The sequence below is a fragment of the Gimesia aquarii genome (assembly GCF_007748195.1).
In the GTDB taxonomy this organism is placed as follows: Bacteria; Planctomycetota; Planctomycetia; order Planctomycetales; family Planctomycetaceae; genus Gimesia; species Gimesia aquarii.
Genome location: NZ_CP037920.1, coordinates 3,422,854 through 3,445,783, shown reverse-complemented (window position 1 = coordinate 3,445,783; position 22,930 = coordinate 3,422,854). Strand labels below are relative to the sequence as shown.

Annotated in this window: 12 protein-coding genes and 1 tRNA gene; 9 read left to right on the top strand and 4 right to left on the bottom strand. The window is 44.5% G+C overall.

Going from position 1 to position 22,930, the window contains the following annotated elements:
- Nucleotides 1–122 precede the first annotated feature (122 nt).
- From V144x_RS13635 to V144x_RS13610, 6 genes are all read left to right on the top strand, one after another.
- Nucleotides 123–1,670, top strand: coding sequence for a Gfo/Idh/MocA family protein (locus V144x_RS13635; RefSeq protein WP_144985704.1), 1,548 nt, complete (start codon nt 123–125; stop codon nt 1,668–1,670).
- A gap of 113 nt (nt 1,671–1,783) precedes the next feature.
- Nucleotides 1,784–3,058 carry an MFS transporter gene (locus V144x_RS13630; protein ID WP_144985703.1) on the top strand — a complete coding sequence of 425 codons (1,275 nt, stop codon included), beginning with the start codon at nt 1,784–1,786 and terminating at the stop codon, nt 3,056–3,058.
- Nucleotides 3,059–3,181: 123 nt separating this feature from the next.
- On the top strand, nt 3,182–3,991 hold the full coding sequence (locus tag V144x_RS13625) for a DUF1573 domain-containing protein (RefSeq protein ID WP_144985702.1): 810 nt from the start codon (nt 3,182–3,184) through the stop codon (nt 3,989–3,991).
- 211 nt (nt 3,992–4,202) lie between these two features.
- Nucleotides 4,203–6,527 carry a hypothetical protein gene (locus V144x_RS13620; RefSeq protein WP_144985701.1) on the top strand — a complete coding sequence of 775 codons (2,325 nt, stop codon included), beginning with the start codon at nt 4,203–4,205 and terminating at the stop codon, nt 6,525–6,527.
- 308 nt (nt 6,528–6,835) lie between these two features.
- Nucleotides 6,836–7,855 (top strand): tetratricopeptide repeat protein, encoded by a 1,020-nt coding sequence (locus V144x_RS13615; RefSeq protein WP_197998921.1) that lies wholly within the window; start codon nt 6,836–6,838, stop codon nt 7,853–7,855.
- 71 nt (nt 7,856–7,926) lie between these two features.
- Nucleotides 7,927–8,000: transfer RNA gene (locus V144x_RS13610), tRNA-Pro, on the top strand.
- Nucleotides 8,001–8,157: 157 nt separating this feature from the next.
- On the opposite strand, the gene V144x_RS13605 is transcribed toward V144x_RS13610, so the two are convergent.
- The 4 genes from V144x_RS13605 to V144x_RS13590 form a co-directional block, all read right to left on the bottom strand.
- The gene (locus V144x_RS13605; RefSeq protein WP_144985699.1) at nt 8,158–9,693 is read right to left on the bottom strand and encodes a ComEC/Rec2 family competence protein; all 1,536 of its coding nucleotides are present in this window, start codon (nt 9,691–9,693) and stop codon (nt 8,158–8,160) included.
- A gap of 479 nt (nt 9,694–10,172) precedes the next feature.
- Complete coding sequence (locus tag V144x_RS13600) at nt 10,173–12,584, bottom strand: outer membrane protein assembly factor BamB family protein (RefSeq protein ID WP_197998920.1); 2,412 nt, start codon at nt 12,582–12,584, stop codon at nt 10,173–10,175.
- A gap of 830 nt (nt 12,585–13,414) precedes the next feature.
- A complete protein-coding gene (locus V144x_RS13595; protein WP_144985697.1) occupies nt 13,415–14,476 on the bottom strand; it encodes a hypothetical protein in 1,062 nt (353 codons plus the stop codon).
- A gap of 1 nt (nt 14,477) precedes the next feature.
- Entirely contained in the window at nt 14,478–15,893 is a 1,416-nt protein-coding gene (locus V144x_RS13590) for an SBBP repeat-containing protein (RefSeq protein ID WP_144985696.1), read from the bottom strand.
- Between the two features lie 400 nt (nt 15,894–16,293).
- Between V144x_RS13590 and V144x_RS13585 the strand changes: the two genes are divergently transcribed.
- The 3 genes from V144x_RS13585 (at nt 16,294) to V144x_RS13575 (ending at nt 22,881) form a co-directional block, all read left to right on the top strand.
- Nucleotides 16,294–17,640: a Kelch repeat-containing protein gene (locus V144x_RS13585; RefSeq protein ID WP_144985695.1), complete on the top strand. Its 1,347-nt coding sequence runs from the start codon at nt 16,294–16,296 to the stop codon at nt 17,638–17,640.
- A gap of 171 nt (nt 17,641–17,811) precedes the next feature.
- Nucleotides 17,812–21,342 carry a PSD1 and planctomycete cytochrome C domain-containing protein gene (locus V144x_RS13580; protein ID WP_197998919.1) on the top strand — a complete coding sequence of 1,177 codons (3,531 nt, stop codon included), beginning with the start codon at nt 17,812–17,814 and terminating at the stop codon, nt 21,340–21,342.
- A gap of 45 nt (nt 21,343–21,387) precedes the next feature.
- The gene (locus V144x_RS13575; RefSeq protein WP_144985693.1) at nt 21,388–22,881 is read left to right on the top strand and encodes a DUF1501 domain-containing protein; all 1,494 of its coding nucleotides are present in this window, start codon (nt 21,388–21,390) and stop codon (nt 22,879–22,881) included.
- Nucleotides 22,882–22,930: the final 49 nt, after the last annotated feature.

Below are 22,930 nucleotides of genomic sequence, written 5' to 3'. Positions count from 1 at the left end.
TAAAAAGTCAAATATTCGTAGGAAACTCGGGTACATCTAACAAAAGACCTTTATTCCACATATAATACTGAAAAAGTCATTTAAACCGGCAAAAATACGCATTGCGTATTAGGAGCAAAAATATGAATTTAACTCCCGAACAAGAACAAATTGGAAAAGACAATTTTAATGAGGCAGTCTCTTTAACAAGACGTGATTTCATCACTGCTGCCGCTGCGACAACAACCGGTTTAGGCGCCGCCTATTTTGGGTATGAGAAGCTCAAGGGGAAACCCGTTAAAGTTGGCTTCATTGGAACTGGTGATGAAGGCAGCGTGCTTATCACTCAGCATCCGCCAGAATACATGGAAATTGTAGCGATTGCCGACCTTAGGCCTTCCAATAGAAAAAAGGCAATCCACGGTCATGGAAATGAACACCGTGTCGGTCTGATTAATAAACTGGGGCAAGAAAAAGCATCACAAATCCAACAATTCGAAGATCACAAACAACTCATTGCCGCAAAAGATCAGTTGGGACTGGAAGCTGTTGTGATCGCCGTCCCGCTCAGTCAGCATGCACCGATTGCAATGGCTGCTTTAGATGCGGGATTGCATGTGCTTTCAGAAAAGTTGATGGCTCACAATATCACTGAATGTAAAGATCTGATCAAAAAAGCCGATGAAAAGAAGCTCCTCCTCGCCGTTGGTCACCAGCGTCATTACAGTGTGCTCTATGATAACGCAAACCAGCTTGTCAAAACGGGTCTGCTTGGTGACATCAGACATATTCGTGCCCAATGGCATCGCAATAACAGTTTTCCAGGCCGTGATAGTTGGCGTAAGAAAGTTCCTAAAGAAGATGCTCAAGCGTTAGCCGATAAAGTAAAAGAATTTGGCTATGACGACATGGATGAGCTGGTTAACTGGCGTCTCTATAACAAAACGGGAGGTGGCTTGATGGCTGAACTGGGAAGCCATCAATTAGACGCCTGTAGTATCTTTCTTGGAAAAGTTCATCCATTGGCTGTCCAGGGCTATGGCGGTAAAAACTTCTACGGTGTGGAAGGCATCGGCTCAAAAGACAAACAGGAAGATGATCGAGAAATCGACGACCATGTCTATGTGACCTTTGAATTTCCCGGCCCCAATTATGATGCGGAAACGAATCCACGCGATGTCTGTATTGTGACGTATTCCTCAATCAACACGAATCGCTGGGAGCCTTATGGTGAAACCGTCTTGGGTAGTCGTGGCACACTGATCATGAAGACTGAAAAAGAAGCCTTGCTCTTCAAAGAATCCAGTCCATCTACCGGTGGTGGAGGCCCCGATCAACGACTATGGGTTATTAACTCAAACGATGGTAGTGGTCCTGTGTTGGATGCATATGAAACCACGGCCCCTTCTGCAGGTGCTTCAGATACCTCACAAGCAATGGGTGACAAGATCAGTCGTGGTTATACTGAGGAAATGGAACATTTCTGCCATTGTATCCGTACTAATAATTTCAAAGGTCCCTTTGAAGGCGGTTTGAAATGTAACGGAACAGTTGCAATGGCGGATGCAATCATGGCATTGACCTCTAATCTTGCAATGAAGCATAAAATTCGCATTGAATTCAAGCCAGAATGGTTCGATCCTAACGATCCAGCGACTCCTGAAGCAGAGTTCTCAGATAAACTTGCATAAAAGTTGTCTATTGAATTCAAACCAATTTTCTATAATGATTCAACAATGTCGAGGAATTCTCTCCTCGGCATTGTTTCTTTTTAACCCAACTACTTAGTTCAAAGGGGAACCACGTGTCGAAAAGACGCAAGGCAGGCCTGTCACTCATTTTTGTGACTGTCTTTATCGATTTGCTCGGTTTTGGAATTGTCTTACCATTATTACCACGATACGGAGAACACTTTGAAGCAGATGGCGGTACGCTGGGCTTACTGATGGCATCTTTCTCTGCGATGCAATTTCTCTTCGCTCCTATCTGGGGTCGCATCTCAGACCGCATAGGACGTCGCCCCATCCTGATTCTTGGTTTATTAGGCTCAACAGTTTTTTATGGAATGTTCGGCTTTGCGACATCGCTGGGTAAAGAAGGTATCTTTCTTGGAATTGGAGCTTTGTCCTGGCTTTTCATCACACGCATCGGTGCAGGTATCGCGGGTGCAACGATTCCAACAGCTCAAGCTTATATAGCAGACATTACAGGCCCCAAGGAACGTGGAAAAGGAATGGCTCTCATTGGTGCTGCATTCGGAATTGGCTTCACTTTTGGCCCCTTAATCGGAGCCGCGTTCGTCTCCGCAGAGACGGGTGCCACCCCAAGTGCCGCCCCTGGATATGTCGCTTGCGTACTATCAGGAATTGCTGCCCTGCTCTCAATCTTCTTATTACCAGAATCACTCGATAAAGAAACTTCTGCCTCACTTTCAAAACGTCATCATTGGTTTGATGTCGCTAGTTTCCGTCACGCTCTTGCGAGACCCAAAATTGGGATCATTCTGCTTACCATCTTTTTGACCACATTCGCTTTCGCACAATTTGAATCCACACTATCTCTGCTGACACAGGAACTGGGATTCGCTGCACGCAGTAACTTTTATATTTTTGCCTACATCGGATTGATTTTGACCTTAAGCCAGGGAATTCTCGTCAGAAGACTGATTCCTAAAATGGGAGAATACCGCATGGGACTGGCTGGTATTGTACTGATGGTGGTGGGTCTTTTGTTAATCGGAGTTGCTGGGAAATCAGACTCTTACACATTGCTTTATGCAGTGCTACCTATCTCTGTAATTGGTTTTTCAGCGACAACCCCTTCTCTACAGTCACTGTTATCTCTCAACACTTCAGAGGATGAGCAAGGAGGTATTCTGGGAGTCGGCCAGAGCATTTCTGCTCTGGCACGAATTCTAGGTCCACTAGCAGGTATCGTTCTTTTTAAAGGAACAAAAAACGGTTTTATACAAGGAAGTATTACATCCCCCTATTGGGTTGGTGCTGTCATCATGGTTCTTGGCCTTTTATTACTGGGTTTTCTTAAGTCACATGCCACTGACACAGCAATTGAAACTTGAACATTGTCCAGTAAGCCCAGACCGCAAACCCGGTCTTGTCCTAACTTTTACGTTCTGTTAAAGATACGCTCAGTTTGGATTTCGAATTCTGAAATTGACATTTTGACAGGCAGGGATGCCGACATGCGTGATCAAATTTTACAATCAAAATGGACCAGACCTGTTCTGCTTGTCCTGGCAACATCACCTTTTGTCATAGCCAGTTATGCATTCTGGGCTGGTTCACGCGTCCAAACGGCAATAGCTGGTGAAGCAAAGCCAGCATTGGCCTTCGAAACTTACCTTGTTGACACCGGTCGCGTCAAAGAAACTACTCGCGTCGTATCAGCCCGTTTTCGTTTCAAAAATCTCAGCGATCAAACGGTGACAGTTAAGGAATTAGTCCCAAGTTGTGGTTGCCTGAAACCGCGTCTGGAGAAAAAAGTATATCTCCCCAACGAAGTCGGCGAATTTCGGCTAAAAATGGAGACGGCAGGAGAGTCCCCCGGACAGAAAGAATACTTTGTTGATTTCAAATATGAAGATACAAAGGAGCGTTCGACTCGACTCACTTTCAAACTGGAACTCCCCATCCGTAGACTTGTTGTAAAACCCAAAGCGCTGGTTGTTTACCAGTTTACACCAGGACGTACGGTGCACCCCATCACAGTCTCTGATTACCGAGCAGGGAAAGAATTTGAAATCACCAGTGTGGAAAGTACGCTAAAATACGCGAAAGTGGAACTTAAAGAACTGCAAGTCAGCGATGGCCTCAGACAGCAAAAGTTAGATGTGATTGTGGAAAATGTAGTTCCACCGGGAAAACATAATGGGCTGGTCGTTATCAAAACAAATGATTCCGACTTCCCTGAACTTTATGTTCCGCTCATTGTTCAAGGTCCTGACCCACAGACCGCACAAAAACAAGAGCCAACCGCTCCCAAAGCCAACTAAGCCGCTGTAAATTGAGAGTCGTAACAAAGTTGGAAATCAGCTAATGGGCTATTTTCCAATATTTTCTTTTGAATTCTTCAATTTTTTTGTACGGAATTTGGTCTGCGCGGTCACTAATTACTGTAGAGACCGGTTTACATTTGAGTTCAGTACTCAATGAGAGTAAAGACTCAGATCGCCCTTTCTTCAACCTAACAACTATTGGTGCCCTATGCGTTTGACCCTAAGAACTTTAATCGCCTATTTAGATGATGTTCTCGAACCAACTCAAATCAAAGAAATTGGCAAAAAGCTTGATGAAAGTGGCTACGCCTCTTCTCTTGTTGAGCGAATCAAAGACGTTTTACGCCGACGCCGACTCACTGCACCAGAAGTGGAAGGTCCTGGCTCTAATCCAGACCCTAATACGGTCGCCGAATACCTGGATAATACCCTCTCTCCAGAAAGCGTTGCGGACGTTGAAAAGATCTGCTTGAATTCCGATGTCAATCTTGTTGAAGTCGCTGCATCACACCAAATACTGACGCTGGTATTGGGAGAACCAGCCACTATTAATCCAGATACAAGAGAGCGGATTTATGCTCTGGGCCCCATTTCAACCGGGGATGAACTTGACGTTGCGATTTCCGAAACAGCATCTGAAGCGGCACAAACCGATTCCCCGTCAGCAACAACACAAGCTGCATCACCAAGTCAAAAAAACAATGTACCCGCCAGTCAACAGACAGTTCCTGCGGATACCCCTGAACCATTTTCTTCTCGCATCCCCGACTACCTCAAAACAAAACCATTGTGGAAACGATTTACTCCCTATTTCTTGATTTTACTTGCAGGCGTCGTTTGGGCAGGCCTGTTCTTTGGCGACCCCACTTTTTTCCCAGAACTCTTTTCTGGGGGCAATTCATCAACACAATTAGCAAATAATATGGCTGAAAATCCAGAACTTAAAATTCCAATACCCGGAGAAAATCAACCAGTCGAAACAGCTCCTGCCAAAAACGAAACTGATTCTACAACAGTGGATAAGTCGAATACTCCAGTAAACGAGGCGCAACAGCCCACCCCTGCGATTAAAGAAAAACCGCCTGCATTCGATCCTCCACCACCAGCTGATGCAGAGAGTGAAACAGTGACCAAGGTTGTCCCTGCTACTCCTCCAGTTGATACGAATCTTCCTCCTAAAACACCAGCACCGCCGGCTACGCCTCCCCCTCCAGCTAGTCCGGACAACAAAACTGATAACACAGCTAAAAAGGCTACCCCAAAAATTGAACTAGCTGATGTCCCTGCCAAGGCTCCCGCTGCGCAAATTGAATCAGAAGACGGCTTCTTTCTGGCGAGTGTCTCTAATATGCCTGACATTGCAGACAAGAATGATTGGGTCATTCATTCAAAAGTCAGCCCCATCCAAGCTGGCACCCCTGTGGCATCACCAGAACCATTCACAGCCAGGATCAATATTCCTGAAGCACATTGCAAAGTTGAACTTCTTCCAGGTACAGCTGTTACTTATGTTGGCAAAAACAAAGCAGCAGAAATGGGTTTTGAAATTCAAGAAGGCCGCCTCCGCATTGAAGCATCCCGTGGCTTGAATGACGCTAATGATGCGGCCGGCCCGATCTTATCCATCAAAGTGAATGGTGATCTGTGGAGAATTGAACTCGTCACCCGAGATAGTGTTTGTGGTATTGAAATCACCCCCGTTCAACCAACCAAACCCGGAGAAATACTCGGTTCTAACGGTTACACAGGAGTTTTATATGCTTATTCTGGTATGATTCGTTTTTCAGATGGTAAAGGCGAGGTCAAGACTGTTGATGCAGGTCAATGGATGTCGCTGTCAGCAAAAGATCGAGCCGCTGGTGTGATCCATCCTTCTGATCGCCCAAAACCCTTACGCGTCCCTCGTTGGGTTGAACCTGAGTTTAAAGACAACTCCTACTTATCTCGCCGATCTATCGCAGCATTTGTCAAAGAATTAGATGATGATCAACTCGTTTCCCTAACGATGCCCGCCATTACCAAAGACTTAAAGCCTAATATTTCTGATTTGGCAACCAAGTCTCTAGCATTAACTAACCGTTATGAAACGCTGGTTAAAGTTCTTGGTGAGGTTGACCACCATGAATCTCGTATTGCGGCAATCAATGGAATCCGAAATTGGTTACCCCGTAGTCTTGAGAATGGTGAACTCCTCAAAAAAGCATTGAATACACAATTTTCCCCTGAAATGGCGGAAATCATGGAACGTCTACTCTGGGGATTCCAAAAAAGTGATGCTCAGGATCGATTTATATCAGGTAGACTGGTGGAATGGCTCGAACATGACAACGCAACCGTGCGAGAACTTGCCTTCAATGCAATCCATCAATTAACAGGCAGGCCCATAGACTACTCAGCAATCGCCACACCCGCTCAAAGACGTTCGACCGCCCGCAGATGGTTTTCGCATCTTGAAAAACATGGATCACTAGTTGCACCGGATGAAGAGGCGAAACCCGCTTCTGCAACTAGTCCCGACAGCACAGAAAAATAAGATATCCCTGCTAAAAATCACTGTAAATGCTTACCAGGTAATAAGGCCCTATCTTCTATTTAAACAAGAATTTAGGGTCTTCGATTCTTTTTTTATCTGGATCGTGAATCCAACGAAAATTGTTGAAATTCCTCTTGCCGTAATTTCAAGTGATTGATATCTTTCCCACACTTCTCTCATAGTCATATCATGATACACAGTTGAAATTCCCAATATCATCCCCCTATCCAAACCGTTTTCCCGACAGAATGAAACTGGAATCTGCCGTTGATTCTTGATCATACTTACAAACGATGGAGATGTGCACGATGCACTCAACCCGGATAAATTTTCTATTCATTAGTAACTTGGTCATTTCGTTCTCATTGGGAACGTTAACACTTTCCGGATGCAACTCTATGCACGGAGTCGCCAGTAACGAAATGGGAAATGGCTATTATCAACGTGGCGACTATGCAAATGCACGAGCTGCTTTCAGTCGTGCGATCGCTGACAATCCGGGGAATCCGGATTATGTCCATAACCTCGCTGTCACGATGCAAAAAGAAGGCGATCTGGCAGGAGCAGAACAAACCTATAAAAATGCGTTAATGATAGATCCTTCCCATCAACCCTCACATCACGGGTTAGCAGAATTAATGATCAGCCAGGGACGTCAGCAGGAGGCAATACAGCATGTTACCGCCTGGAGAGACACCCAACCCTATATTGCTGAATCCCATTTGGAAATGGCATGGTTGCAACAACAGTCCGGCGACTTAGGCGGAGCAGAACAATCATTAAAGGCTGCATCGAATGCCGACCCAAACCATCCCAAAGTACTTGCGCATCTAGGTCAGCTTTATCAACAGACAGGACGCTCTGAAGAGGCCCTGGCAATGTACCAACAATCAATGCACTCCGAATGGTATCAACCACAGGTGCAGGCACGTATCGCTTCGATCAAAAAACCGTATTCAACATCAACCGGAACTAATCGCATTGCAGCCAAAGGTTGGTCACATGGCCCCCTTGGCAATGGCAGCAGGTTTCGTTATCAATCTCGTACTGCTCAGGCAAGTAATGCTTACCCCCTGCCCACCTATAGCAGCATGACTGCGGGAACAGTCGCCATGACGAGCCCTTCACACATGAGCCATGCTCAGGCACTACCCAGTGAAACTATGGCCTCACAACCGATGCTGGTTGCCCCAGGTATCGCAGGTCAACCAGTTCAGCTAGGACCGCCCACTGTTGCAAATTCACCTGAACCAATTAATGTCGATCCAGCACATTTTCCCACCGCACCATCAACGGCTGGAACACCACCGGTTGTACAACCTTATTAGGTTTGCATGCGAAAATAAGACGGTTTGATTACGTTGACCAGTCATCATCCTCTGATAGAATAGAATCTAAACGGGATGTAGCTCAGCCTGGTAGAGTGCTGCGTTCGGGACGCAGAGGTCGCAAGTTCAAATCTTGTCATCCCGACTTTTTAATATAATCTGTTTAGGATGATTTTTAGTAATCATCTCTCAATTTAATATTGCTTAATTTCTAATCGTTCTCTTAGCTGCAAAATCGCTGAAAACTCAAGTGCATTTCAAAATACAAGCACATTTCTTTACGATTAGTGCACCAAAAATCACTAGCCAATCAGATTCAATTCACCTTCATCGTCTAATTCGTAGTGAAAAGTAAACCATTTCTTAGTTTCACTGCCAGTTTCTATGCGAAATGCAGTGATAAGAGTATTGCCATCTGTTTTTAAATAAATTGTGCCATAAACGGTCACATTTGAGCGACCTAATAAATTGATGTCTTTCTCGAATTTATCTTTCACGCTCTCACTAGGAACAGCATCCAAATCTGCAATACGTTTCAGTAATCGATCAACAAGCTTCTTATCCTCTTTTTCACGAGTAGAGCGTTGGAGTTCTGTCGACAAGATTACTGGCGCTTTGCTACGTCCTTTTTTACCAAGGCGTCCTAAAAGATCAGGTCGAGGATGAACATGACCCTCGCTATCTCCCGATGAAATAACAAACGCTGCCGGAAATACTGTTTCAAGAAATGCATCTGTCACTTTTTCGGAACCATGATGACAAACCTTCATAATGTCAGCGCGAAATTTCTTAGAAGCCAACTTGATCATTTCGATATACTGTGGTGAATCATCACGAGGAAATTTACTTACTCCTGCATAATGTTTCAGTAAGAACTTTTCAGCTTTGTCATTTAAATCTCCACCAAATAGAATTTTAATGCCACCGAAATGCAAACGTAGAATTACTGAGTGACCATTTTTAGTTTCACCATAAGAACCAATAGAGCGCAGTTTTGGTTTACCATCATCGACAGTTTCGACTACTGGGCCGACCACCTCAATACTATAGGCCCGACCATCCGAGGGGGCAAATCCTGGCATCCAAATCGTGCCAGCTTCTTTTGTGCCGTGTTCAGTCGATAACATTTTGAAGTCTTTGATGTTTTGGTTATTGAGTGCTGCCCGCATCAGATTCGGAAAAAGAAAGTCTCCAGGATCCACAGCTCCACCAAAAAGTCGTTCAACATCACTCTTATCCTCAGCCAATGCAGTGATATAGCGTTTCTTATTAGACAGCTTTTCACTTCGACCACCGAGCTTTTCAAAAGTTCCACTTATCGGACGCTCGACTAATCCACTGTGATATACAACATCAAATCCAAATTTTTCTGATGAAAATATTTTATTAAACCCCTGATAATGATCTTGGTCAGGATGAGTAATAACAGCTGCATGAAATTGAAACTGCTCATTGTAAGGCTTAAATCGTTTATCCAAAAAATCATGCATGTTGTCAGAGTCACCCGAGTCAATTACCATGACAGCTTCGTTTTCTCCGCGTTCTGGAGTAATCAACACCGCGCCATCACCTTGCCCGACATCCAAAAACACGATTTCTAATGGCCGGGTATCGGTAGTATGCTCTTTGGGAATATAAAGCAACTCGGGCTCTTCGCTGTTAGGAGCCCATTCAATTTCCAACCAGCCATCACCCATATCACGTTTTACTGTCAACCAATCTCCCCACAGGACTTGTCGTACTTTCTTGGAACGATTCTCTTTAAATAGAAATGTTTTAACATTTTTACCTTCTTCATCTTTCGGTAGTGCGACGAAACAATTTGTCATAAGAATCACCTACAACAATTATTACAAGACATACTATGCCTATATATCATTCGAGAATAAGCTCGAATCTAATATAAATGGATCTACATTTAGACCAATTTGTATTCAATATTTTCAAATAAAACTTATGTTAACAGCAAAGTAGTAGAATTTGTAAATTTTGAATGAAGCAATTGGCGCTGCAGCATGAAATGCTAAATTCCTTGATTCTCTGGCCACTCTACTACAAAGAATCAAGCTACTCGCTTACAGCATGCCTGCTGCTTTGGAGAAAATCAAATAAAAAATGGCTGGTCTTTGGTTTGGGATTGAACTTTATCAATTTTTCCAGCAATAATACTTCATTTACGATATATTATCGAGCTAGCACTCACCTATCTCGCGTTCTAGCGTAGGTACATTGATCATATCAACTGTGAAGGACGCCGCAACTCACCTGGTAAGTTCAGAGGATTCGACAAGCGTACAAACTTGCTTATTGAAGGCAATTATTTCGACTCTGACAAAAGAAACTTAAATACTTCTGCCGCGTGGCTTCGCCAGCAGATCCAATCGCTCCCGTCATTGACAACCTGAGCTTGAATATTGTGACCTGACTTTGAAAGCTGCTTACTGATACGGTCCGATGTTTTCGCCATATCCCAATTTTCTTCGGGGTTTGTAACTTCAAATTTTCCCCACTGCATCAAAATATCGCTTTTAGGCCCCGCGGTTGCCAGAGCGCCATCAATCATCAGCTGATGAAGTTCGAATGCATGAACAGACTGTATTGCGAGACGACCAATTTGATCTCGATTCGACATGGCAGAGGTAAGAGCAATCAGACCTGAGAAACCGCCTCCTAAAGAACTATGATCTTTACGCTTTTTCGAAATTTGATACTTTTGCTCAATCATCGGTATCAGCTCAGTCCCAAACATCTGCTCGTAACCGAATGCCCCCAGCATGGGATTAAATGGCCTGTGAATGAAGACAACAACCACCTCTGGAATTGTCTTAGACTGAATCAGTTTTTCAACAATATGTGGCAGTTTTCCCAATTTGATCGCTGCTTCTCCATCATGGACGAAGACTACGGGATAGGACTTACCTGACAGTGGATATTGAGGCGGGGTATAAACCGTAAGTGGAATCTTCTCGTCCTTCATATTTTTACTGACGAGATGAGTTGTAGACAACTGACCTACAAGAGCTTGACTACTGTCGGGCTCAATTGACTTTGGTCGCCCAGGCATATCAAACCATGACATCGTTAGTGTTTCGCCGCCAACCAAATGCACGATCTCAATATCCTCCACAAACAATGAACTCTTATTTTTCCGAGGATTCAGAGGATCCAAGATCGTTTTATAGTCAGCGATAAAAACGTAGCTTACTCGTGTGTCATTCGGAATTTTTGCTGCGAAGTAGAATAAATCGGTTCCTTTTACGGATTGCATCCGACGCTCTTGTCGCGCACCAAAGAGGTCACTGGCGACCGCAGCATCTTGATAATTTCCTCTTAACAGGAAGTGCACAATACCGTTTTCGATATAAGGTGTTGATGAAGTTTTAGCTAAAAATTGATCGACTTCCTTATTTTTGTCAGTTGCTTTTGCGTTCTCCACACGGTCAAGGAACGCTTGGAATTTCTCACCGACAGGCTCACTTTTGACAAGCCGCTGTGGTGATGTTTTCCCAGGAACGATATTAACACGCGCAATCTCGCCTATACTTCGTACAAAAATAGAATTCTTATGTATGGCGGGAAGCGACCAGGTTACATCATCAAAGATTTTCTCCTGTGTGATCTCTTCATAACCGCTCACGCTGGCACGCGCAATGTGCATCGTACCGGCTTTGGTCAACAGAATCAGATGATTATCAACTGCTGAAATAAACCCATCCCCTGGCTTTCGTGAACGCCATAATAATTTTCCCTTGTCATCAACACATGTAAGAATGCGTGAGCTGAACGCAAAAATATTTTCCCCCACCGCAACTGGAACATTGTAGGAGTTACGTATCGATCGCTCTTCCCAAACCTCTTCCACATCAATCGGCTTTGTTTGATTACCAGTTTTGAGTGCAATCAGTTTGGAACGCGTGTCATCATGCGCAAGAAACACCAGATTGCCGGGCATCGGAACTGGAATCAGGCTCCAGGCACCACGGGCTCCCTGGCCCTGATGTGTAAATTCAAATAATGCTTTTCCGCTTTGTGTATCTACGCCGGCAATCTGTGTATTTCCGGCAGACAACAAAACTGTTTTCCCATTAAAAACAATCGGTACTGGATTCTGATAACCGACAGAATCAGTTCCTTGAGACCAGACCACTTCCCCGTCCGTCGGATTCAGCGCACACAGCGTTCCCGCTGGTGGTCCCAGTTGAATAAAAAGATGCTTGCCATGAATAATGGGGGAAGCACCAAACCCATAAAAAATTGGCTTGATCCCTAATTTTTCTGCAACATTTATCTTCCAGTCTAACTCCCCGCTCTTCAACTTCACTGCGAATAAATCACCCGCAGGAGTGATCATAAAAACGCGCCCAAAACCGACCGCCGGAGTTGCAATCGGCCCATCAAATGAACCGTTCGAACCTTTCCATCTGGGCCCGGTCTGATGCTTCCAAAGTTCACGACCATCTTCTGCGGAGAAACAAACAAGATATCCCTCTTTGTCGTCACAGTAACCTGTCACAATGCGGTCTCCTGCAACGACCACACTCGAATAACCACTTCCAAGTGCTTTTTTCCAACCTATTTTTAGTTGCACATCCGATGTGCGAGAGAGGATACTTGATTCCTCGGCATGGCCATCACACTTCTCACCCCGCAATTGAGGCCAGTCTGCAAACGAAACGTCACAATAAACCAAGTTCAGGCAGAGAAAACAAACAGCTGTTAAAAAATTCATCCCTTTATCTTTAAGAAATGAAAATAAACTAGCGTGTTGAAAAAATGGCATCGACTGGCTTCTCCCCTGGTATATTGTTATACGAACTGAAGTTTTATCATAGTAAGAATTAAATCAGATGACCGCATTGTGAGATTCGTAATCCCGCTTTGAACCCAGAATTCAATTCTTGTAGATATGACAGACTCACTCTTTTCGAACGGCTTTTACTTTTTAGTAGCAAGCCTGTCATGCTGTCAACACTCTTGCCTGGCATGCACTGAGAGCTCTCCAAAATTTCATATAAAAACATTTTTGCGCGTCACAATTTATTCAGCTTATTTTCGATTTAAACATCTGCATTAATTTGTTCGATTCATTTTTTGACTCTTTCACTTTTTTTACTTTTTACTGACTGGACACTACAATGAATCAAAAAATATTGTTCTATTTACTTCAAAATAGACAGCTTGACACGTTCCTGACGCAACATAAAATCCTGAATTCTGCGTCGCGCGCGTAACAAATTTTTATTTTTGTATTATCTCCAGTTGATCACACTAGTTATCTCGAAATGACCCGCGCCAGATTGATTATGCTTAATTTGAATAACCTATACCAAAGAAAGTTTTGTAACGTTCTGTACTCAAAGAGTATAGTCATGTTCGCCACACGAAAAAGTTCACTCTGTTCATCGCGACAAAAACGATGTCATCAACGTCTTTCAACGCCATATCAATTGCTACGAAATGGCGTTCACACTGTGATCAAAGCGTATCACTTGCATGAAAATAAGTGATCATCGAAGCGTACTCAAGTCTTTACCCTGAAAACATAGGTTCTAGTTATTTTCAGGGCTGACCGGCCGGCTTAGGGTGAATCAAGTGGAGAAATGGTTGGGCCTCAGGCCAGGATTGAACTTCAGACAGCTTGTCAGCAGGGACTTCAATCGAAGTAAAAAAGTCACTCGAAATCTGATCGTCAAATTTGCCTTCCAGATAACCAAATGGTACGTTTTCGGCATCCTGTTGTGGCGTTCCATTCTTCAGGCGAGGAGGAATAAACAGGCTCCAGAATTTTTGTGGATTTTTCTCTGACAACATTTCTGCAAAACGCTGCTTGACTTTTTTGCTGGCGAGAGAATCGTCCAAGTTACGATGCACTAGGATTGCCTGATAGGCAAGCGCCTTGTTCCAGGATTTTTCAGTAACGACATAATGCGAAAAATGTAAACGGTCATCAAAACCCAGATTGAGTGGATTATATGGTGACTTTGGTAAGGTTTTCCCAGCCGCCAACATATCTTGCATTTTGCGGGCGTTCTTATGACGAATCGCATACATGAAATGCATGCCACTAAACGGAGTAGCCCAGCCGTTTTCTCTTACAGAATCTTTGAGACGGATAATCACATCGCCATAACGTGGTGAACCATGGGGAGGTCCAACACTCGCAAACACGACATCAAAAGCACCATAGAGCAAATTTTCGACAGCAGGAGTCGTATGGGCCAATTGATCATGCGCGGATTCTTCTTCCACGCGTAAAGAAACGAGTGCTTTCTGTTTTAGAACATGTCGTAGATTCTCAAATTTCAGTCGGTTCACAATTGGAGCTGGCTTACTTTCAATGACTTTCAACAACTCTTTTTCTTGAACAGAAAGCGGAGACAAAAACAATTCAAATTCAGACATCGTACACTGCGAGCTGATCTCCAGCCATCTTTTGATTTTACTGGCATCCAATTGGCGCTGAAACGGCAGCACATTAATCGCTTTGCGACGCGTTTCTGCCAGAGGCGCTCCTCCCAGTTGCGCAGGCTTTACCACCGGCTTCTTAACCACTGATTGCGCATAACCGGTAGAAAAATAAAGACTGATTACGAACAGAAATATACAGCAGCGTTGTATCATATTATTGGCTCATCTTAATCAAAAAAATGTCGTTATTTCCGCGGCTCTTCAGTTGATGACTCTGATATTGAGTTGCCGGAGAAAACGCCCCCGAAATGAAACAATGATTATTACCATCCACGGCGATCGCATAACTCAAGTCACTATGCTTTCCCCCCATCATTTCCAACCAATCAAGTTTGCCTTCTGGAGAAAACCGCGTGATAAATAGATCTCGCCCGCCAAGATGAGTCAGATGCTGTCCCATAAACATCACATCATTGGTGAATTCGCCGGTCACATAACAATTTCCCGCGCGATCTGTCGCTATACCCAGCCCATAATCAATTTTTTCTCCGCCACCGGAATAAGCCCAGGCAGGGGTTCCATCTGAATTGATGCGGGCCACAAAAATGTCATGTTCTCCAGCACTTTTGAGTGTTGTTTTTCCAAATACGGCCTTATTTTTAAACATTCCTGTTAGATAGCAATTCCCCCGTTGATCGACGGCGACTCCAGTACTCAAACCATTCGCCTGACCACCGGAATTCGCCGACCAGACAAGTTTCCCATCCGGTGTTAGTTTAGCGAGAAAGATATCCTGTTGTCTGGTATCAGATCCGATCTGTTTCCCAGCAAACTCGACAACGCCTGAAATAAAACCACACACATAACAGTTCCCATTCGTATCAACGGCAATTTGATGACCACTTTGACTGCGTCCATTTCCCGCCAATTGACTCCAAAGTAACTTTCCATTGGTGTCATACTTGGCAACAAACAACGAACGGCCTTTTCTGTTTTTCGATTGAGAGTTTCCAAATGTAATCTCTCCCGCAAATGAACCAGCTACGTAACACTCTCCCTGTGGTGTCACTGCAATTCCGTGTCCGTAATCATAACCGGTCCCCCCTGCACTTTGGGTCCATAACAGTTTGCCTGACGGGTCATATTTCGCAATGAAATAATCATAGTCCCCGTGGTTCCTTAGAGTTTTGTCCCCGATTTGAAATGTAGGGCTCTGAAAATGACCGGTCACATACGAGTTTCCTACCTGATCGACGGCTACACTGTAACCTCGGTCGATGTCGGTCCCACCTGCTGTCTGCAACCAAAGTAATTTTCCTGCGGGACTATATTTGGCAAGCACAAAATCCATACTGCCGCGGCTGGTCACCGTTTTATCAGCAAATTGGGCCTCTTCAGTAAATTCCCCGGTGACGTAACAATTACCGGCTCCGTCCACAACCATGCCGCGAATTTTATCATGCTTGCGACCTCCTTCTTGTTGAATCCAGATAATTGAACGGGTAGATGCCGCTGCTTTCTCTTTGGTCTCTCCCGCCAAAATCGGTTTGGAAAACAGAAGGACCAATGCCATAGAACACAGGAAGAAAACGAAATTATAAGTGGTAGACTGATGGTGTGGTGTTTTCATGGCGGGCTTTCATGTTTCAAATCAAGGTAGGATTAACGAGGTACTCTGTCTGTTGTTTCTTCCCAGTCTACACAATGAGAGAGGAATCCTGGTACAGAATGAACTGATATTTTCAGGAGCACACGACACAACGGCTCATGATATCGCTCATCAGCACAACTTGTTTTGTTGTTGATACGGTGTCGAATGTGAATAAACCTCAGCAACAATTTCTTAGCATATTTAAAAATCAACTGTAATTTTGCTTGACGAATGCATTTAATGTGTTTATTGTGGATAATAAACACTAAATTGCCGATAAGAAAAATCCTCACAGAAAACCAGAATGTTTTGTGTAAGACCATCGCCCCCCCCTATGTTCGCTTTCACTCCTGAACACGATCTGATGAAAGATTAAAACATGGCTAGAATGATTCATCGTACAGTAATAGTCGTCGCTGGTTTTCTTATGCTCGCTGATGTCAAGTGGTTAAGCGGAGCCGAACTCGAAATCGTGTCTCCCAAAGATCAAGCGACATTAGCAGCAGAAAGCATCCATCAGATCGTCTGGAGCAAGACAAACATCGCTCCTGAAACAATTCTCAATCTTGCCTGCTCAAGCGATAACGGAATAAGCTGGAAACAAATTGCATCGGTCCCCATAAAACAAGGGAGTTGTTTGTGGAATGTTCCCAATACACCAACGGCATCCTGTTTACTACGCCTGCAAGCTGTTGGTAATCAGGCCTCATCAACAATTAATGTCTCAATTAGTAAATCTCGTAAAGTTCCCAGCTACACCTGGAAAAACATCACGATGAAAGCCCCATTTGCCGTTCGCGATGGTGCTGGCGCATTGGTGTACCAGAATAAACTCTGGCTACTGGGAGGTTGGAATCCCGGCGATAAAAAGTATTTCCCACGTATCTGTAACAACGAAGTCTGGAAATCATCCGATGGCCTGCACTGGAATCTGATCAAGCAGAATACCTTTATAGACAAACAGTTCGACCCGTTCAAAGACTGGGAAGGAAGACATACCGCTGGTTATGTCGTCTTTCAAGATAAAATGTGGATCGTGGGAGGCGATGTCAATCAGGGGCACTACCAAAACGATGTCTGGAACTCATCAGAAGGAAAAAACTGGCACAGGCTGAGTCCCAAAGATGTTCCCTGGGCTCCCCGTGCCTTGCATTACACATTGGCATTTAAAGATAAAATCTGGGTTATCGGCGGCCAGACGATGCCGGCATTCGGTCCATCCAAAGAAGTATTCTATCGCGACATTTGGAATTCGAAAGATGGCATCCATTGGAACAAGATTGAACCAAAAGAACCCTATTGGTCTGCACGAGGAATGATTGGCGGCAATGTCGTTTTCAAAGATCGAATGTGGATTCTGGGAGGCGGTACTTATGACACGCCAACCACTCCCACACGGAACTTCTATAACGATGTCTGGAGTTCAGCTGACGGCGTCCACTGGAAACAACACACTAAAGCGGCTCCCTGGTATCCTCGCCAATATCATGATGTGGCCGTCTTTGATGGCCGGATGTGGGTCATGGAAGGTTATAACAGAAAAGGCGGAAATCGAAATGATGTCTGGTATTCTGATGATGGAGTGAACTGGTACGAATTACCCGATACACCATGGAAACCCAGACACGCCGCCAGTGTGTTTGTTTTTGACAATGGCTTATGGATGGTGACTGGCAACAACTTTGAATCAGATGTCTGGAAACTGGTGCGTAAAGATACGAACTAAGTGCTATCGATTCAGATCGTATTCGAATGAGTTTTATATTTAAGGAAACCTTATTACTGATTTGGGAAATCAAAGGCTTCCCTATTGACGATCCTGGTAATTAAATGTACGTTGTGAATAAAAGACACTCACTCGCTACAACCTGATCTTAAATTGATGAGGAGTTGTCCTATGAAGTGGCAATTTGCCAAAACGATGGTTGGATGGATTTCACTGACGGGCCTTCCGCTTTACGCACAAACAGCGCCTAACGTTGTCGATTATAAAGCACAAATCAAGCCATTACTGCAAGCACATTGCTTCGCATGTCATGGAACTCTGAAACAAGAATCGAACCTGAGGCTGGATTCCGGAAATCACATGCTTAAAGGGGGAGAGATTGGCCCTGCTCTCGTCGCAGGCAATTCGAAAGAAAGCCTGCTTTATCAAGTCCTCACGGATGATGCTGACTTCGAAATGCCTCCACAAGGTCAGGGGCGAAAATTAAAACCAGACGAAGTGAACTTAATCAAACTCTGGATAGAACAAGGTGCAAAATTTCCTGATAACGATCGGCCAGAAGCAGACCCCGCTGATCATTGGGCTTTTCAACAGATCAAACGCCCCTCCATTCCCACTGTGCAGACCAAAGTAATTAATCCCATTGACGCATTTGTTGCTTATCAACAGGAACGCGCGGGATTAATTCCCCAACCCGAGACAGACAAAGCAACACTTCTCAGAAGAGTCTATCTCGATTTAATCGGCCTGCCTCCCACTCCTGAGGAACTGCACGCGTTTTTGAACGACTCCAGTCCAAATGCCTACCAGAGAGTCGTAGAAGACTTACTCAAACGCCCACAGTATGGTGAACGTTGGGGACGACATTGGATGGATGTCTGGCGGTATAGCGACTGGTATGGACGCCGAGGTGCGAAAGATATGACCAATAGTTATTCGCTGACCTGGCGTTGGCGCGATTGGATCATCCGTTCTCTCAATGAGGACAAAGGCTATGATCGCATGGTTATGGAAATGCTTGCCGCTGATGAGATTGCTCCCAACGATTTGGAAAATCTAGTCGCCACCGGTTTTATCGTTCGGAATTTCTATCGCTGGAATTACCACACGTGGCTTAAAGACAATGTAGAACATACCAGCAAAGCGTTTCTCGGTCTCACAATGAATTGCTGTGAATGTCACGACCACAAATATGACCCCATCGGTCAGGAAGAATATTTCTCGTTCCGTTCATTTTTCGAACCGATTGACCTCAGACATGATCGCGTTCCCGGTGAAGCCGATCCTGGCGAATTTCCTGAATATAAATTAGGTGTCAGAAATGGGCCAGTCCGAACCGGAATGGTCCGCATCTATGATAAAAAGCTGGATGCAAAAGCGAAATTTTACACCGGAGGTCTCGAACAGAATCTCGTCAAAGACAAACCTCCTGCTGAAGCTGCGGCGATCAAGTTTTTAAAGGGTGACCAACTTCAGTTTGGTAAGGTTGATCTTCCCGTCACTGCCTGGTACCCCGGTCTGAAACCCTTTGTGATCAAAGAAGAGACTCAAAAGAGAGAATCAGACTATCAAGCCGCACTGAAAGCCTGGGAACAACAGAAATCCCATTTGGAGCAATCGCTAAAAAAACAGGAAGCATTACTGGCAAAAACGATTTTAAATCTGACAGTAAAACAGAAAGCTGAAATTTCACAAGCCAATTCAAAACAACCTCGTTTAATCAATCGCCAGGCACTCCGACTGAAAGCGACTCAGGGGCGTCGTACGCTCTCACACGAAATGTCGGGTTGGAAATCATTTGACACAGAAACACTGGTTCGATTTCAACTCAAAATTCTATCTGACAGTTTAGTGAATTTCCAATTATCGAATGATTTGTCAGCAGGCAGAACAAATTTGTATGTTGCCTTTCATGCTGGCAAGATTATCACATTTGCACCAGGAACAACCAGCAAAGCAGAAATCGGTTCTTACAAAACGGATTCAGGTAAATTACATTTTCAAATTAATATTCTCCTACAGCCTGAGAAAGACATTGCCGAGCTGACAATCACTCAGATCGCCGATTCCAAAGTCATCGTCGATCATAAACCAATTGCCTTGAATGGTTGGAATCCCATTGGTGCAAAAAACCGAGGAATTTTCCTGGATGCCCACCCTGGAAGTGTTGCCGAATTTGACGACATTGTCTTCATGCAAAATGGCTCTGAAGAGATCCAGCGCTTTGACTTTGAGTTTCCCAATTATCGCCAGGGTGAAGACATTCCTGGAATTGAAAACTGGCAAGCGACTCGGTTCAGTAGTGCCCCGGCAACTTCGCAGGTCGTGTTACACAAACCGTTAACAGAAGCAGAACAAAAGTTACAACAAGAGATCAAAGCTGCTACTGAGAAACGTGATCTGGCAAAATTGAAACGGGACGTGGTCCAATTCAAAATGAGGTCTGCCCGTGATGCCAAACAGGAATACGCTGCACGCGTCCAGGCCGCGAAAGCACGCTATATTGATCAAACAAAGAATTTTGAAGCGCTGGAACAAGCTGCCAGTCAGGCTGAACGTCAAGCAAACCTGAGTCGATCTGAGTCTAAGTTGAAATCAGCTAAGCTTGCTCTGCTGGAAGCAAAACAGCTACCATCAGAAAACAAAGCACGTGCCAAGAAAATTCAAGCCGCTGAAAAACAGCTTTCACAATCTCAAGGAGAACTGAAAACTGCCCAAAATGCTGTTAAGGAAACAACGACAACATATTCAAAGTTAAGTCCGCAGTATCCCAAACAAAGCACCGGAAAACGAACAGCACTCGCGCAGTGGATTGTCGATCGGAATAATCCGTTAACTGCAAGAGTTGCCGTCAATCACATCTGGATGCGGCACTTTGGACAACCGATTGTAAAATCAGTGTATAATTTTGGCCGAAGTGGAGCCAAACCAACACATCCGGCACTCCTTGATTGGCTAGCAGTGGAATTGATGGACCACCAATGGAGTATGAAACATCTTCACCGTCAGATCGTCCTCAGCAAAACCTATCAGCGTAGTTCGCGAGGCGTCGATCCACAACATGTGAATCATAGTAAAGACCGTGATAATCACCTGCTCTGGAAATTCCCCACGAGCCGCATGGAAGCGGAAGTAATTCGCGATAGTCTTTTTTATCTTGCCAAAGACTTAGACCCGAAAATGTTTGGGCAGGAGCTTGAACAAAATCAAGGTTTGACAACTAACCGTAGAAGTATTTACTACTCTCATCACGGCGAGGCAAAAATGGAATTCCTGGAACTGTTTGATGCAGCCAGTGCCACCGACTGCTATGAACGCAAAAGCAGCATCATGCCACAACAGGCACTTGCCTTAACAAACAGTCAACTTTCTGTTCAAAAAGGACGACAGATAGCGGACCAGTTATGGTCACAGCTTGTTGACCAGAACAAAACTCGTGAGCAAAAAAACCAGGCCTTTATACAAAGCGCATTTGAGCTGATCCTCACTCGACCTGCCAGCGATAAAGAGCAAATCGCAGCAACAAAATTCCTCTCTGGTCAAGAACAACTCTTTTCACAAGCGAAAACAAAACCAGCTTCTCAAACGAAAAAACCAATAAAGAACGATTTTAGTCAACCAGCCACAGAACCAGAAGTTCGAGCAAGAGAAAGTTTCGTCCAGGCATTATTCAGCCATAATGATTTTGTCACCATTCGATAATAAATTTAGAATTCATCTGCGTTCAAACATAGCAGGATAGATCTCATGAAATATCGCCCTACCACGAATTTCCCTCAATGTAATCAGATTCATCGCCGTAGTTTTTTAGCAGATCTTGGCTTCGGCGTAACAGGTATGGCACTGAGCACACTCTTAGGCCAGGAGAATCTAACACAAGCTGCCGGTACGCAAAGTAGTGACCCAACAAAAGGCCCTCATTTTACACCAAAGGCAAAATCAGTCATTTGGGTCTTTCTCTCCGGTGGCTATAGTCAGATGGAAACATTTGACCCTAAACCGGAATTGAATAAGTACGGTGGAAAAACGTTTTCCGATACCATTTATCCCGATCCTTTCAAAGACCCGCGTTATAGGGAACGGGCACGATCTGTAGTTATGGTCAAACGCGAACATTCCAAGATCATGCCCATGCAAGTGGGTTTTAAAAAGCATGGCGAGTCGGGAATCGAAATCACCGACTGGTGGCCACACCTCGCGACCTGCGTTGACGATATCTCGTTTGTACGATCGATGTACACAACAGACAACGATCATGCCGCCGAATTCCAGATTCATCATGGTCGACATAAACTTGATCAAAAACAACCGGTAGTGGGCTCCTGGCTCAGCTACGGCTTAGGTAGTCTGAATAAAAATCTACCTGAATATGTCTTTTTGGGCTCTTATACTGACTCTCGAGTGAAAGAAAACTTCAATCCGAACTACCTCGGTCCGAAATACATGGGCGTGGAACTTTCATTGGATCCTAAAAATCCGCTCCCATTTGGTGCGAGGCCGAGAACAATTTTAGAGCAGGAACAGGCAAACCAATACGCGTTTATCAATGAACTCAATCAGCTTTCTGCGGTGGAATATCCCAGCGATGAAAAACTGCGTGCCCGTATTAATTCCTATGAATTAGCATACCGCATGCAATCTTCCGTTCCTGAAGTTCTCGATATGACAGAAGAAACCAAAGAGACTCAAAGTCTGTATGGCATTGATGACAAAGAAACGGCAGTTTACGGGCGTCGCCTGCTGGCTGCGCGTCGCTTGGCAGAACGCGGAGTACGTTACACCCAGGTCTATTTAAGTGGATATGGTGAATGGGACTCCCATCAAAAGTTGAAAGAGAATCATAAACGTTCCTGTAAACGCGTTGATAAACCAATCGCCGGACTATTGAAAGATTTGAAACGCCGTGGAATGTGGAATGACACTGTTGTTGTCTTCTGTACCGAATTTGGTCGTACTCCCGCAGTCGAAGTGCGTGGTAGCAGTACGAAGATGCCCAGTGGTCGCGACCACCACCCGCATGGTTTCACAGTCTGGTTCGCTGGTGCAGGAATTAAACAGGGACACGTACACGGCGCGACAGATGAATTAGGTTTTCATGCCGTCGAATCACCACATTATGTGACAGACATCCATGCAACTCTCTATCGTTTACTGGGACTCGATCAACATAGGTTAGATATCCCCGGTCGCAAACGACTGGAAATCGATTATGGAAAACCAATTCTGGATATTATCACGTAACCATCACTGTCAATGAATATGGTTATTTAACGCACATCATTTCAATTCG

Bases quoted from the DNA above. Each gene is read 5' to 3' on its own strand.
- V144x_RS13635 (WP_144985704.1), top strand. From the start codon at position 123: ATGAATTTAACTCCCGAACAAGAACAAATTGGAAAAGACAATTTTAAT.
- V144x_RS13625 (WP_144985702.1), top strand. From the start codon at position 3,182: ATGCGTGATCAAATTTTACAATCAAAATGGACCAGACCTGTTCTGCTT.
- V144x_RS13620 (WP_144985701.1), top strand. From the start codon at position 4,203: ATGCGTTTGACCCTAAGAACTTTAATCGCCTATTTAGATGATGTTCTC.
- V144x_RS13615 (WP_197998921.1), top strand. From the start codon at position 6,836: ATGCACTCAACCCGGATAAATTTTCTATTCATTAGTAACTTGGTCATT.
- V144x_RS13600 (WP_197998920.1), bottom strand. From the start codon at position 12,584: ATGAATTTTTTAACAGCTGTTTGTTTTCTCTGCCTGAACTTGGTTTAT.
- V144x_RS13595 (WP_144985697.1), bottom strand. From the start codon at position 14,476: ATGATACAACGCTGCTGTATATTTCTGTTCGTAATCAGTCTTTATTTT.
- V144x_RS13590 (WP_144985696.1), bottom strand. From the start codon at position 15,893: ATGAAAACACCACACCATCAGTCTACCACTTATAATTTCGTTTTCTTC.
- V144x_RS13585 (WP_144985695.1), top strand. From the start codon at position 16,294: ATGGCTAGAATGATTCATCGTACAGTAATAGTCGTCGCTGGTTTTCTT.
- V144x_RS13580 (WP_197998919.1), top strand. From the start codon at position 17,812: ATGAAGTGGCAATTTGCCAAAACGATGGTTGGATGGATTTCACTGACG.
- V144x_RS13575 (WP_144985693.1), top strand. From the start codon at position 21,388: ATGAAATATCGCCCTACCACGAATTTCCCTCAATGTAATCAGATTCAT.